Annotated in this window: 9 protein-coding genes; 3 read left to right on the top strand and 6 right to left on the bottom strand. The window is 59.9% G+C overall.

Going from position 1 to position 14817, the window contains the following annotated elements:
* From C6V82_RS17300 to C6V82_RS17280, 5 genes are all read right to left on the bottom strand, one after another.
* On the bottom strand, positions 1–1764 hold a 1764-nt coding region (locus tag C6V82_RS17300; protein WP_181247811.1), incomplete at its 3' end, for a retention module-containing protein.
* A 176-nt stretch (positions 1765–1940) separates the two neighbouring features.
* Complete coding sequence (locus C6V82_RS17295) at positions 1941–2561, bottom strand: LuxR family transcriptional regulator (protein ID WP_102588500.1); 621 nt, start codon at positions 2559–2561, stop codon at positions 1941–1943.
* On the bottom strand, positions 2561–3991 hold the full coding sequence (locus C6V82_RS17290) for an HlyD family type I secretion periplasmic adaptor subunit (protein WP_102588499.1): 1431 nt from the start codon (positions 3989–3991) through the stop codon (positions 2561–2563). Before C6V82_RS17290 ends, C6V82_RS17295 begins: the two co-directional genes overlap by 1 nt.
* Positions 3991–6141, bottom strand: a complete 2151-nt coding sequence (locus tag C6V82_RS17285; protein WP_180978293.1) for a type I secretion system permease/ATPase — start codon at positions 6139–6141, stop codon at positions 3991–3993. The genes C6V82_RS17290 and C6V82_RS17285 overlap by 1 nt, the downstream gene beginning before the upstream one ends.
* Positions 6142–6276: 135 nt before the next feature.
* The gene (locus C6V82_RS17280; RefSeq protein WP_102588497.1) at positions 6277–8289 is read right to left on the bottom strand and encodes a TolC family outer membrane protein; all 2013 of its coding nucleotides are present in this window, start codon (positions 8287–8289) and stop codon (positions 6277–6279) included.
* Positions 8290–8682: 393 nt separating this feature from the next.
* On the opposite strand from C6V82_RS17280, the gene C6V82_RS17275 reads away from it, so the two are divergent.
* The gene (locus C6V82_RS17275; protein WP_102588496.1) at positions 8683–8964 is read left to right on the top strand and encodes a hypothetical protein; all 282 of its coding nucleotides are present in this window, start codon (positions 8683–8685) and stop codon (positions 8962–8964) included.
* A 194-nt stretch (positions 8965–9158) separates the two neighbouring features.
* The gene (locus C6V82_RS17270; protein WP_102588495.1) at positions 9159–12221 is read left to right on the top strand and encodes a transglycosylase domain-containing protein; all 3063 of its coding nucleotides are present in this window, start codon (positions 9159–9161) and stop codon (positions 12219–12221) included.
* 60 nt (positions 12222–12281) lie between these two features.
* On the opposite strand, the gene C6V82_RS17265 is transcribed toward C6V82_RS17270, so the two are convergent.
* Positions 12282–12551: a hypothetical protein gene (locus C6V82_RS17265; RefSeq protein WP_102588494.1), complete on the bottom strand. Its 270-nt coding sequence runs from the start codon at positions 12549–12551 to the stop codon at positions 12282–12284.
* Between the two features lie 222 nt (positions 12552–12773).
* Here C6V82_RS17265 and metG point away from each other — a divergent pair, with 222 nt between their 5' ends.
* Positions 12774–14816 (top strand): methionine--tRNA ligase, encoded by a 2043-nt coding sequence (gene metG, locus C6V82_RS17260; protein ID WP_102588493.1) that lies wholly within the window; start codon positions 12774–12776, stop codon positions 14814–14816.
* Position 14817 lies beyond the last annotated feature (1 nt).

The following is a 14817-nucleotide window of genomic DNA, read 5'->3' as shown; positions in this document are numbered from 1 at the left end:
GTCGCCATCGCCATCGGTGAGCGTGTACTGGAAGCTGACGTCACCCTCTTCCCCCGCCGCCGGGGTGTAGGTGAAGGTGCCGTTGTCGTTGTAGACCAGATCGCCGCTGCCGGTGAGGCTGCCCGCCACCACGGCCACGCCGGTGGTCAGGTCGACGCCATCGGCGCCCACCTCGTCGTTGGCCAGCACGTCGACCAGCACCGGGGCGTTCTCGGCCGCTTGGGTAATGGTGTCGTCAGCCGCTGTCGGGGCGTCATCCAGGAAGTTCAGGGTGACTTGACCATTGACGCTGCTGCCATCCGCATCGGTAACAGTGAACGTAAGCGACAATCCATCATCGTCGGCGCCTTCCGTATGCAGAACATTGTCGAGAAGCGTGGCGGTATAGCCACCGGTCTGGGGGTCGACAACGACACTGAACAGGTCACCGCGGGGACCAGTGGCAAGCAAGGTACTCGTGCTGTTATCCCACGCATAGCTGACGGATTCGGTACCAAGGGTAGCGGTTTGGCCGTCCATCGCCTGTAAGCCGACGCCGCCGGCGCCATCGCCACCGAAGCCCAAGGGAAGCGTGCCGGTGACGATGGCGTCACCCGACGGTATCGCTGCATCGTCGAGTACGTTGGCGGTTTCACCCGCGCTTGGCACACGGTCGATGACACCCGTGGTGTGCTCGGCACCAGATATATCGAGGGCTTCATAGTTGCCGCCTTCGGCACCGACGATCGTGACGCTGACCTCACCGCCACCATCGGGCACGTTGGGGGCATTGAAGGTCACCGAGCCGCTGCTCTGCCCGGCGAGGATGGTGATGACTTCGCCATTGCTGAGTTCAAGAGTCAGATCAGTCTGCGGAGGATTGTCGACGTTGGCCGTGAGGGTAATCTCGGTCAGCTCGGGCACATCTTGCGGACCGTCCAAGGCCACTGTTGTGACATCATCGTCATCGACAACGGTAATCGGCGGAATGTCGAGAACAATGAGCTCCTCATAGTCACCACCTTCGGTCCCTACGACGGTGATGGGAATGTCCTCTGAACCTTGCACATAGGGGTCATCGACACGCGTTTCGACCAAAACCTCTCCCGTGGTTTCACCGACGGGAATGATGATCTGCTGGCCATTGGACAGAGAAATGACCAGAGGGCTCCCAACAGGCGGTGTGTCGACCGTGGCGATGAGCTGGAAAGGACTGCCTTCCACGATGGTGCCACCGCTCACGTTGGCCACACCCTCGAACAGCTCGAATTCTACCGTGGCAGTAGGCGCATCCTCTTCTGGCAGTTGGGTCTCCTCGGATGCACCAACCCCGACACCCGACAGGCTCCCTGCATCGTAGCTGTAAGCCTGAGGATTGGTGGCCTCGCTGATGCGGCCCAGCATCACGAAGCTATGCCCACCTCCTTCGCCGCCACCTCCAGCGCCACCGGCACCAGCCGCTGTCGCGTCGAGCACATCCAGCAGGTCGCCTTCACCTTCGAGCGCCGTCAACAGCGTGTCCAGATCTTCGTCCAATGCACTGAACTCGCCGGATTCCACCGGTTGCTCGGCGTCAAGTTCAGCGGTCATGGTGACCACTTGTCCACCTTCGACCACGCTTGGCGGCAAGCCATCAGCGAATTCGAGCTCAACGGTGGCGTTATCCGCCGTCAACAGCGTCTCGCCCTCTTCCAGAGTGCTGCCTACACGCAGTTCACGTAGATTGCCCTCGGCATCTCTTGCCCAGGCCTGTCCGGTAATGGAAACGACGGTTGCGATGGTCATGGATGGTCCCTCGTGAAACCTGTGAGCCAGGTTCAGTGACATCTGGAAGAATGGCTATACCAGGGAGCACGATGCCGGCCGGCATACCCATAGATGAGCAATACCGTCAAGCTAGCCAATATGGACAAATGTGAACATTGGACCGTGGTACAGTAACCAAATGTGTCTTGGCTATATCACTGCGAGGGGATTGTGACTTCCTGAGCATTGGAGAGACGCAGAATCAACTGCATGCGGTCACGAATGCCCAACTTACGAAACACCGCACCAAGATGCGCCTTGACAGTCCGCTCGGTGATCGCAAGGGAGCGTGCTACTTCCTTGTTGCTTTGTCCCTTTGCGACGGCTAATGCAACGGCTCGCTCACGCTCGGTCAGCAGCGCCAGAGTGTCATCCTGAAGTCGCTCCTCCCCGCCGAGGGCGCGATACGTGCTTCCCACTACTCGAGCCATCAGCTCCGTGGGTATCCAGATGCCATGGTGCGAGATCACCAAGGCCACCTCACGCAGCAATTGAGACGGTGACAACGCGTGGACATACCCACGAGCTCCTGAGTCTAGCGCCTGAAACGCCTCGAGTGAGGTAGGCACATAGCTCATCACCACAAGAGACGCACCCTTCGCCTGTAGACGGCTCACCAAAACGGGCCAATCCTCCAGGTTCGCCATCACCCAGGCGATATCACCAGGCTTCACTCGATGGCTGGCGGCTTCAGGGGGAACGATCAGAGCTCGATCGAAGGCCTCTCGCCAGCGCGGTTTTGCGTCGTTTCCGTGGCTGATGAAGACGTTGTTCATCAACGTTCTCCCATGGAGTTATTCCACGCCCTAAGCACGGGCTTGAGCAGGAACTGCATGACGGTACGCTTGCCAGTCAGAATATCGACCTGCGCCGTCATACCGGGGATCACCGAAATATCACTATCGGGCTCGACGCCTTCCACCGTGCGCACACGGACCAGATAAAAGGTGTTGTCATTGTCATCAGTGATCGTATCGGCGCTGATATGGTCGATTTCCGCCTGCAGCCCCCCGTAGATCGCGAAGTCATAGGCGGTCAGCTTGATGGTCGCCGGCTGCCCGGGGCGCAGGAAGGCAATGTCCTGCGGGGCGATTCTTGCCTCCACCAGCAGTTGATCATCGCTCGGGATGATATCCACGACATCCTGGCCGGGTTGCACGACCCCACCCAGGGTGTTGATCGCGAGCCTCTGGACGACACCATCGACAGGAGAGCGCAGTTCAGCGAGTCTGACCCGATCCTGCAGGCCGGCACTGGATTCATCCAGAGCCGAGAGGTCACCCAACACCTGGGCAAGATCGTTACGCCAGTCACTGCGGCGCTCGACGCCGACCTCACTCAGTTGCGCTTTGGCTTCCTCCACCGCCGACTCGAGCCGGGCAACGGCAGCCGCCGCCTGATTCCGCTCACCCGTCGCTCGTGACACGTCACGCTGCAATCGCAACACTTCGACTTCGGAGACCGCCCCTGAGGAAAGCAGCGGTCGGGTGAGGTTGAGCTCCTGGCTCGCCATGTTGGCCTCACGCTGAGCCGTATCACGTCGCGCGATGGCTTCATTGAGCTCCTCTTCCCGCTGACGGATGCGATCCTCGAGGATACCTTCCTGCTGACGTAGCTCCTCGCGCCGACTTTCGTACACCTCACGCTCCTGGGCGACGATGTCGGGCGCATTGGTACGCAAGTCTTCCGCGGGATTGAATGGCGTCTCCGTCACCAGTGCACGCAGGCGCTCGGCCTTGGCTCGAAGCGACTGGGCCTGGGCGCGATTCTCGCGAAAATTGGAAACGAAGCGTGTCGGGTCGATGCTCATCAGCACCTGGCCAGCCTCGACGAGTTGCCCCTCACGCACCTGGATGTTCTGAACAACACCACCATCGAAGGACTGTACTTTCTGCAGTTGGCTCGACGGGATAACGCGCCCAGAGCCCCGAGTAACCTCGTCGATCGGAGCAAAGTACGCCCAGGTAATCAATCCCGCTACCGCCAGTACCACGACATAAAGGAAGGTACGCGCGCGAATCGGGGCTTGTTGCATGCGAGCCCAATCGGCATCGTTTGCCCAATCACGATCGAGATGGGCCGAACTCACACGGCGTGCGAACAGCCGATCCATGAATGGTCGGAACGGCTTGCGCCCCACTTCCGAGAAACGCCCAATGGCCTCGAAACCCTGTTGTTCGGCCGTTTTCGTTGCTGCCTTGGCCATTATCCCGCCCTCCCGATCTGGCCCTTGCGCAGCGCTTCCACCACCTTGTCACGCGGACCATCTGCCACGATCTTTCCGGCATCGATGACGATGATTCTGTCCACCAGCGAAAGCAGCGACGTCCGGTGGGTCACGACCACCATGGTCTTGCTCTGGGCATACTGCTTGAGCTGTGTCTTGAAGGATTCCTCACTGGCATGATCCATGGCACTTGAAGGCTCATCGAGCAGGAGTATCTGAGGGTCACCGACTAACGCCCTGGCAATTGCCACCCCTTGACGCTGGCCACCCGATAGCGCCTGACCGCGCTCGCCCACCTGCAGCTCGACCCCCTGAGGATGGGCGTTGACCAGCCTGTCGAGCCCGCTCAGTTCAATGGCGCGAAGCAGAGCTTCGTCACTCACCCCATCACTACCGCCACCAGCCACGATGTTGTCGCGCAACGTGCCGTAAAACAGGCTGACATCCTGCGGCACGTAACCGATGTGGCGCCTCAACTGGATAGGGTCGAACTGACGGATATCGACACCATCGATCGATACCGCACCTGCCGTCGGTTGGTAGAGTCCCAGCACCAGCTTGTTGATGGTGGTCTTGCCACACCCGATACGCCCAAGTAACGCGACTTTCTCGCCCGGCGTGATAGTGAAGGACATATCCCGCAGTGCTTCCTGATCCTGCTCGGAATAACGAAACGAGACCTTGTTGAACTGGATGTCGCCTCGAACCACCGGCCGGCTGACGAAGGAAGTTCCCTCAGCGCGCTCCACTGGCTTCGCCATCACCTCGTTGAGCGATTGCAGAGCAGTCGAGGACTGATGGTACTGGGCCAGCAATGCCGCCGCCTGGCTGACAGGTGCCATGGCGCGTGAAGAAAGCAGGTAGGCGGCAATCAGGCCACCTTGGGTCAGATCACCTTCGATGATCAGGTAGACACCGACCAGGATCACGCAAACCGCCACGCTGTGCTGCGCCCAAAGCGCCACGCTGGAGACTGAGGAACTGACCAATCGCAGCTGCGCCGACGTGCGTGACAGAAAGGCCGATGCCTTCTCCCAGAGATGCTGGATACGGCTCTCGGCACGCAATGTCTTGACGGTTTCCAGCTGCGATACCGATTCGACAAGCGTCGCGTTTCGCTGCGCGCTCACCCGCCAGGTGGTTTCGGATAGCTCGTGCAATTTGCCTTGCGCAGCCAGTGCGTAGAGTAAGACGAAGACCACGCCCACGATCACCGGAATCACCAATGGGGGGCCGATCAGGGCGATGATAGCCATGAACATCAATACGAAAGGCAGGTCGACGAGCCCGACGATCGTCGCCGAGCCAATGAATCCTCGCACCGCTTCGAACGACTGCAACGTAGCGGCAAAAGAGCCGGTCGACGCTGGCTTGGCATGCATCCGCATACCCAGCACCCGCGACATGATCGACGAGGAGAGCTTGACGTCGGCACGGCTTGCCGCAAGATCGACGAAGGCGTTGCGCATCAAGCGCAGTGCCAGGTCGAAACACAGCACAAGAAAGATACCGACGGCCAGCACCCAGAGGGTCTCGGTGGCGTGGTTGGGCACCACCCGGTCATAGACATTGAGCACGAACAACGGCATCGCCACGGCGAACAGGTTGATGATCACGGATCCGGCGATCACATCGCGGTACAGCTTGCGGTTTTCGCGGATCACCCCCCAGAACCAATGGCGAGAACGCTGCTTCTTGACTTCAGGCCCACGGTCATCGAAATGAAAACGTGGACGTACGTAAATGGCTTGCCCGCTGTAACCGTCTTCCAGGCCATCCAGACTGATCTCGCTTGTGGCATCTCCCAGCTCAGGGAAGATCACCTGGGCAGATCGGGACTTAAGATCCAGGGCGACCAGGACACATGCACGCCCAGGCTCGAGCAACAAGACCACCGGAAACAATGCTGGATTGAGCTGGACCAGCCGACTCTTGACAATACGTGCGGTCATGCCGGCACGGCTGGCAGCACGTGGGAATACACCAGGCGTCAGGCATCCATCTTCCAGGGGGAGTCCCGCAGTCAAGGCTTCCGCGGTGGTGGTGTGATCATGGAGCTTGGCAATGGCCTGCAGGCATTCGAGAAGTTCATCACGAATGGCGGGGCGCGAAGCCCCAGGTGGATCCAAGGGTTCTCTGCGCGACACAGTTACCTCTCAACTGGCGCGTGGCTCCGCAGGTAAACCTGACGGAGCCACTCGAATGAAAGTCGAATCGGGGAGGTGACGTTGATCCGGCGGCAGCATGACCGCCGGAGACGGGCGTCACCCCCGACCGGCGATGTCGCTACTCGATGAAGCCAGCTCCGTTGGCACCGTGGAAATTTCCGAGTAGACGCTGAAAGCACTTGGCGCAGGCTGCGTTTCCCAGGCACTCGATAGCGCATCGTTATCGCTGAATTGACGTGTCGGTTGTCTCTTCACTGGGGCGGAGGTCATGTCCAGGCGCTCGTCCTCGCGCTCCAGCGTCACTTCGACCCGACGATTCTGGCGTCGCCCTTCTACGGTATCATTGGTGGCGACTGGCTCGCGGGAGCCATATCCCTCCGTCTGGATCAACTCTCTCCTTACCCCTTGGCTGACCAGGTGACTGGCGACGCTATCGGCTCGATCCTGAGACAGCGGATCATTGATGGCGTCATTGCCTGTGGTGTCGGCATGCCCGGCAATGAAGATACGCACGAGATCGTTACGCCCGCGGATCTGGCTGGCAAGCTCGGTGAGTTCGCCCCGCGCCTCGGCGCTGAGTTCAGCGCTATTGATGGCAAACAGCGCATCAGCGGACATCGTGATATCAGGCGCACGAGTCGGCGCTGGTGCGTCACCCCCGGTAAAGTCCGCCAGGGTGTAACCCATCGGCCCTTCCGTGGGGCAGATTGAATCGGGATCCAGGTCGACACCATCCGAGCCCATTTCAGAGAGGGTCGGCATGTCATCACCCACGACATCCAGGGTCTGCATCAACTGGCCCATGGCGGCAAGCGTTCGCGCATCGGCCAGTGCCACGTCGTACTCGGCGTTCACGAAGGCACGACTGGCCTCGAAGAATTCGTTCTCGCTGTCCAGCACATCGAGCAGCGTCCTCTCACCGATATCGAACTGCTGCTGGTAGGCGCCGCGCACTCTGTCGATGGACTGACGATGCTGATTGAGGTAATCGAGTTGTTCACGCAGGCGGCGGGTATCGTTGTAGGCGATCTGGGTGGTCTGACGGACATTGTTGCACGCCACTTCCCGCTGATTGACTGCCTGTTCCACACGATCACTGGCGGCTCTGAATGATGCCAGATCACTACCGCCGCGGTAGAGATTCATGCTGGCCACCAGCTCGAGGCGGTGACGGTCACGACGCCCGACGCCATCGAAGCCGGATTCATTGCGGTAATTGCCGGTTCGGCCACGCAGGTCCAGGCGAGGTTGAAATGCGGCCCGCGTGCCCTGCTGCTCAGCACGACTGGACTCGATATTCTCGATGGCTGCATGAAACTCGGGGTTGCCCTGGAAGGCCAGATCTATCGCCTCGGACACCGAGGCAGGCAAGCGATTATCGAGTTGTGGTGCGGCTGCCAAGGTCTCGGTTGGGAGCTCGCCGACGATACGCAGGTAGCGTGCCGTGACATCATGGAGATTGGCGGCTTCGGTCATCAAGTTGGACTCGGCCAGAGCCAGGCGACCGCTGATCTGCTCGAGATCCACGCCACGGCCGGCACCAGAGCGGACCCTTTCCTCGATCTGGTCGTACACTCGCTGATGCTGCGCATAATTGTCCTGGGCGAGCCTGACCAACTCTCGGTAACGACTGACGTCCAGGTAAGCCCGTGCCGCCTCCAGCGCCACGTTCTCGCTCGCTCCCAGCAGCTCGTAGTAGCGAACCAGCTTGGCACGATCCAATCGCTCGACTTCATTGCGGGTAGCGAAGCCGTCATAGATCATCTGGGTCAGTGACAGCTCATAGAAGCTCGTCTCGTAACTGCCCACGGTATCGAATTCACGGTCCTCGACCCCGATGCCCGCCGAGGCATCGATGCTTGGCAGGTAATTGCCGCGCGCTACGCCGACATCGTTACCCGCGGCACGCAGGCCATTCCAGGCCGCGTGTACTTCCGGATTGGTTGCCAGCGCCTGTTGCACGACCTGAGTGAGATCACTGGTTCCCGGACTAGACAGGCCAGGAGGCAACGATTGGGCCACGGCGGCGGAAAGCGGCAACAGCGCGAGTGCCGAAGTGACAGTGGCGGCTCCTGCTACCTGGCGATTAAACATGCTGATGAGTTTCATGATGATGTCCCTTTGCTTGACCCAGCCGATCCTTAATGAAATGGGATCCTGGCATGCTGTTCAGCGGCACCGAATTATTGGTCTATTTGGGTGGCGTCGCCGTTGAGTCCCCAGTCTACCTTGGCGGATTCCCATGGCTGGGAATCGTCATGTTGACTCAGGGAGGCTTGCCATAACTTCTGCTTAGGGCCGCAATGTTTGTAAAGTAGCGTAACTCATCTTTGCATAATGTCCAGAAATATCAACAGATGCCACCTAAGACATCCTGGACTCTTGTCGTAGGCATATGCTTACAAAGCGTAATCAATGCGTAACCGCCCCCTCACTGGTGCCTGCCAAACATGCTATGGTCATGACATCAATGGCACGGCTGCACCAACACAGGAGATCGCCATGTCCTCATCCGAAATTCAGAAAACCCGGGTCATCAACGAACTGCGCGGGTTCATCAAGAAGCTCCTGCAGGATCCAAGGATCCTCGAACAATCCCTGGAGGTAGCTCGAAAGCACCTACCCGAAGGCAGCAATCGTCAGGTGATGGCGCGAATCGCCAACGAAATATCGGACACCACCAGCGTGCACATCCCCGAGGATCCCGAAGAGCACTCGGAAGCCGACAGGCTGTTTCTGGAGCTGCTCAAGGAAGTGGTCGACGAGGAGCAGGCGCTTTACTGATTTTCCCATCACTTTTCCCCTCATCATTGCCATCTTCGTTCTATGCTACAGAAAGAAAACTTCTGTAACTGAAGCGCAAGCAGTGAGGGATGGTCATGGGCAAGCAAACACGCTCGCCTGGTCGGCGCTCAACCTCGGCGAATACATTTCAAGCAGGGCACATCCGCTCACCGCTGGTCGTTGAACCGTCGTGGATGATGCCCACTCCCCACAAGCCGCGACGCCTGACGCCATGGCTGATCCTTGTCGGCCTGCTGCTCACAGCGTCACTTGCCACACTACTGGTTGCCGAGGCCCGCACTTCACGCCTCCAGTCCCAGGAGCTGTCACGATATGCCCGGGCCTTGACTTACTCCGTGTCACCCGGTGTCAGCGACCTGATTCGCCATCCACAGCACGGCCCTTTCGATACTCGGTTCGGCTATACCCGCCTGCCCGAGTTTGACAGTCGGCTGACGTCCAACGGTTTCATCGTCGAGAGACAGGCGCGCTTCTCCCCCGCGTTGATGGAGTACACCGGCTACGGCCTCTTCCCTCCTTTTCGTGAAAAGACACAGGCCGGGCTGACACTCGAAGAGTGTCGCGGACAGATGCTCTACCAACTTCGCCAGCCTGCTCATCAATACCCGCATTTCGATGCCGTTCCGCCGTTGATTCTCGAGATCCTGTTGTTCATCGAGAACCGTGAATTGCTCGACACCGATGCGCCGAACGCCAACCCGGCGGTGGATTGGCCGCGCTTTGCCAAAGCCGCGGTTTCCCAGATCGGCCAGGCTCTGGACATTCCCGGACAATCCGCCGGAGGCAGCACGCTGGCGACCCAGATAGAGAAATATCGGCACTCGCCCCATGGGTTGACCGCCACCCCAATGGAAAAACTTCGCCAGATGATATCGGCCAGTGTGCGGGGGTATCGGCATGGTCCCCAGACCCTCACCGCCCGCCAGGATGTGGCCCTGGACTACCTCAACAGCGTTCCACTCTCCGCAGTGAAGGGGCACGGTGAGGTACATGGGCTGGGTGATGGGCTTTGGGCATGGTTCAACGCCGACTTCGATCAGTTCAATCGACTTCTCGTCCCCGGCTTCAATGCCCCGGACCAGCATGCCCTTCAGGGACTTGCCGTGCGCCAGGCCGTCGCCTTGATGATTGCCCAGCGACGCCCTTCCTGGTACCTGAACACGGGCCGAGATTCACTGGAACGCCTCACTGACAGCTATCTCAGACTGCTTACCCACGCACAGATATTGACCACGGACCTGCGTGATGCCGCTCTCGATCAACGCCTGGTCTTTCGCGATCACCAGACCCATCCGATTCGCCACCGCGTAGGCAGCGAGAAGGGACTGCAAGTCGCACGCCTGCGTCTCGCCAATCTCCTTGGTACATCATTGCATGAGCTTGACCGACTCGATCTCACGGCAAGCACCACGCTCAACAGCGACCTGCAACGACAGGTCAGCATGTACTTGAAGCAACTTGCTGACCCACAGTTCGCGACCGATATCGGCCTGGTCGGCGATCGACTCTTGTGGCCTGAAACGACCGAGAAGGTGCACTACAGTTTTACGTTGCTGGAGCGTAGCGAAGATGGTTTCAGAGTCCGGGTTCAAACCGATAACGGCGAGCAGCCCTTCGACATCAACGCCGGCAGCAAGCTTGAACTGGGGTCGACCGCCAAGTTGAGAGTGCTTGCCAACTATCTGGAGGTGGTCGCCGAACTCCATGCGCGTCACTCCGGCAAGCCTGCCGCCACGCTGCGGGAGATCCCGGTGGATCGTCAGGACCACCTGAGTCGTTGGGTACTGGAGAGCCTCATGGCAAACCCGAGCATGACGCTTTCCGACCTGCTTGACACCGCCATGCAGCGTCGTTACTCGGCAAGCCCCAGTGAGGCATTCTTTACCGGGGGAGGACGACACACATTCAGCAATTTTCGTCGCCAGGACAATGGCCGACACCCGACCCTCGAGGAGGCAATGCGTGAATCGCTGAACCTGCCCTTCGTACGCCTATTGCGAGACCTCGTGAACTACAGCATCCATCAGGACGAGAACCGCCGTCAGTTGCTCGAGGACGACGGCGATCCGCGCCGTCAGGATTATCTGGCAAGTTTTGCCGATCGTGAAGGACGCGTGTTCCTGCAACGTTTCTGGCGCAAATATCAGCAGCAGGACAGTGCCGCAAGACTCGCCACTCTTGTTTCTACCTTGCAGCTCACCGACTCACGCCTCGCCACGGTGATTCGTTACCTTTATCCGGAGGCGACTATCGACGAATTCGCCAACCTGATGAAGGCTCACCTGCCCGGCACACCGGTCGGCAGTGATAGGCTGGCGACACTTTACGAGCAGTATGCCCCTGAGCGCCATACGCTCACAGACCAGGGATATATCGCTCGTGTGCACCCCCTGGAGCTATGGCTGGTGGGCTATCTGCTAGATGCGCCAGAGGCTACCTACCGGGATGCCGAGGCGGCAAGCCAAGAGCAACGCCAGGAAGTCTATGGCTGGTTGTTCAACACGCGTCACCGCAATGCCCGGGATACAAGAATCCGTACCATGCTGGAAGTCGAAGCCTTCATGGACATCCACCGGCGCTGGGTACGCCTGGGCTATCCGTTCGATCAGTTGGTGCCGTCGCTCGCCACCGCCCTCGGTAGCTCCGGCGACCGTCCTGCGGCGCTGGCCGAGCTCATGGGCATCATCCTCAATGACGGCATTCGATTGCCGACCCTGCGTATCGACGACCTGCACTTCGCCACCGATACACCCTATGAGACACGCTTCGTTGCCGACAACTCGCAAGCAGTGAGGGTCATGCCCTCCGAGGTCGCAAGCGTGCTGCGTCACCACCTGGGACAAGTGGTCGAAGGAGGAACGGCACGCCGGCTAAAGGGGAGTTTCCAGGGTAAGGACGGCACGCTGCTGGCGGTTGGCGGCAAGACCGGCACCGGCGACAACCGCTTCGAAACCGTCACGCGCAGTGGCCAGGTGATCGATTCACAGGCACGAAACCGCACCGCCACCTTCGTCTTTCATCTTGGAGAGGACCACTTCGGCACCCTGACGGCTTTCGTTCCGGGCAGCGAGGCCGATCATTTCGACTTCACCTCAGCCCTGCCGGTGCAAGTCCTCAAAGGCATGGCGCCGATCCTGATGCCATTCCTCACCCCAGGAGGCAGAACCCACTGCCTCCCGCCAGCAAGTCCTGGCATGCTGATGGCCGACTCCACAGCGGCCGGCGGCACCTCATGAAACCGCGCTGCAACACTTGAAGTAAATGCCCCCGCCGAACAGCGGGGGCGATGGATCCTCTCACTCGCAACGAACGACGGCTCGCGCCGAGTCCTTGGCCCACAGGGTCTGGCCATCGGGAGTGGTGCCGTGATCGTTCCAGGTCTCGGTGATCTCTACACAGTAGGAACCCAGGTTCTCGATGCGCTTTTCCGGATTGCCGGGGCGGTTCTCACTGATCCGCATGATATCGGGGTTGCTGCTGGTGTAACTCGGCGAGATGGCATTGCTGGCACAACCGGAGAGCACGGCGGCGGCCAACAGGATCGGCAGTAGATATCGTGTACGCATGGAAACATCCTTGCATGAACAGGCGGGGGCATATGATGGATGATGCGTCACTGGGTAGGCGTTGAGTCTCATCGGCGCCGTCATTCCTATTGACGCCACCGAAAGAGTGACCAATTCTAGCGCAGTCGCACACCCACGCCAATCGTTACGGGATCGGGTGCAGGGCCGGCCCAAGACGGCTACAATCGGGAGTCTGATTTTCTTGGGATTTCCACAGCCGACATGTCGAATACCGCACGCCATCCGCGCCAGATCCTGGTCACCAGCGCCCTGCCCTACGCCAACGGCTCGATCCACCTCGGCCACCTGCTGGAGTACATCCAGACCGACATCTGGGTGCGCTTCCAGAAAAGCCGCGGCCATCAGTGCTACTACGTATGCGCCGACGATGCCCATGGCACCGCGATCATGTTGCGCGCAGAGCAGGAAGGCATCAGCTCCGAGGCGCTGATCGAACGTGTGTCGCGTGAGCACCAGGCGGATTTCGCCACCTTTGGCGTGGCCTTCGACAACTACCACTCGACCCACTCCGAGGAAAATCGCTACTTCAGCGAGCTGATCTACACGCGCCTGCGCGACAAGGGCCATATCGCCACCCGCGACATCGAGCAGATGTATGACCCCGTGAAGGGGCTGTTTCTCGCCGACCGCTTCATCAAGGGTACCTGCCCCAAGTGCCGAACCGCCGACCAGTATGGCGACAACTGCGAAGCCTGCGGCGCTACCTACACCCCGGCCGAACTGATCGACCCGGTGTCGGCGATTTCCGGCGCCACCCCCGAAGTCAGAAGTTCTACCCACTTCTTTTTCAAACTTCCGGACTTCGCCGATTTCCTCAAGCAGTGGACGCGGGGTGGCCACGTTCAGAGCCAGATCAGCAACAAGCTTCAGGAGTGGTTCGAATCCGGACTCAACGAGTGGGACATCTCCCGTGATGCACCCTACTTCGGCTTCGAGATTCCCGATGCCCCGGGCAAGTACTTCTACGTGTGGCTGGATGCCCCCATCGGCTACCTGGCCAGCTTCAAGAATCTCTGCGAGCGCGAGGGGATCGATTTCGATGCCTACTGGAGAGCCGACTCCGACGCCGAGGTCTACCACTTCATTGGCAAGGACATCGTCTACTTCCACGCGCTGTTCTGGCCGGCAATGCTCGAGGGCGCCGAATTCCGCACGCCGACTGCCGTCAACTGCCACGGCTTCGTCACCGTCAACGGGGCGAAGATGTCCAAGTCGCGGGGCACCTTCATCAAGGCCGCGACCTATGCGAACTATCTCAACCCGGAGTACCTGCGTTATTACTTCGCCGCCAAGCTGACCTCGCGGGTCGACGATCTCGACCTCAACCTCGACGACTTCTCGGCGCGGGTCAATTCCGACCTGGTGGGCAAGGTGGTCAACATCGCCAGCCGCTGCGCCGGATTCGTCAAGAAGCTTGGCGGTGGCAAGCTCTCCGCACACTGTACCGAGCCCGAACTCGTCGCCCACTTCATCGCCGCCGGCGACGAGATCGCCGAGCAGTATGAAGCCCGTGAGTTCGGGCGTGCCATGCGCCTGGTGATGGAGCTGGCCGACCAGGCCAATACCTACATCGCCGAGCAGGAGCCCTGGGTACTCGCCAAGCAGGAAGGCCAGGAACAGCAAGTGCTCGACATCTGCTCGGTGGGTATCAACCTGTTTCGCCAACTGATGGTCTACCTGGCACCCGTGGTACCGGCCATGGCCGAAGGCGCGCGCGAGTTCATGAAACTGCAGAGCCTCGACTGGGAAAGCCGCCACGATATCTTGCTGGGCCATGAGATCGCCAAGTTCAAGCCACTGATGACACGAATCGAGAGCGACCGTATCGATGCCATGATCGAGGCATCGAAGGAGGATCTGGTGGAAGAACAGAAACTCAAGGATGCCCCCAAGGGGCCATTGGCCGATGCCCCCATCGCCGATGAAATCGCCTTTGATGATTTCATCAAGGTCGACCTGCGCATTGCTCGTATCGCCAAGGCCGACTATGTCGAAGGCGCCGACAAACTCCTCAAGCTGACGCTGGACCTGGGCGGTGAAACCCGCACAGTGTTCTCGGGCATCCGGGCCGCCTACGCACCGGAAGCGCTGGAAGGGAGGCTGACAGTGATGGTCGCCAACCTGGCACCACGCAAGATGCGCTTCGGCGTGTCGGAGGGCATGGTACTGGCCTCGGCCAACGACGAGGGCATCTACCTGCTGTCGCCGGATGCCGGCGCCGAGCCCGGCCAACGGGTGACCTGAG

This window comes from Halomonas urumqiensis, from assembly GCF_003028575.1.
GTDB classification, from domain to species: domain Bacteria; phylum Pseudomonadota; class Gammaproteobacteria; order Pseudomonadales; family Halomonadaceae; genus Halomonas; species Halomonas urumqiensis.
The sequence above is the reverse complement of the archived record's forward strand: the minus strand, read 5'-3'. Positions and strand labels throughout refer to the sequence as shown.

Coding starts and splice junctions, on each gene's coding strand:
- C6V82_RS17295 (WP_102588500.1), bottom strand. CDS start 2,561: ATGAACAACGTCTTCATCAGCCACGGAAACGACGCAAAACCGCGCTGG.
- C6V82_RS17290 (WP_102588499.1), bottom strand. CDS start 3,991: ATGGCCAAGGCAGCAACGAAAACGGCCGAACAACAGGGTTTCGAGGCC.
- C6V82_RS17280 (WP_102588497.1), bottom strand. CDS start 8,289: ATGAAACTCATCAGCATGTTTAATCGCCAGGTAGCAGGAGCCGCCACT.
- C6V82_RS17275 (WP_102588496.1), top strand. CDS start 8,683: ATGTCCTCATCCGAAATTCAGAAAACCCGGGTCATCAACGAACTGCGC.
- C6V82_RS17270 (WP_102588495.1), top strand. CDS start 9,159: ATGATGCCCACTCCCCACAAGCCGCGACGCCTGACGCCATGGCTGATC.
- C6V82_RS17265 (WP_102588494.1), bottom strand. CDS start 12,551: ATGCGTACACGATATCTACTGCCGATCCTGTTGGCCGCCGCCGTGCTC.
- metG (WP_102588493.1), top strand. CDS start 12,774: ATGTCGAATACCGCACGCCATCCGCGCCAGATCCTGGTCACCAGCGCC.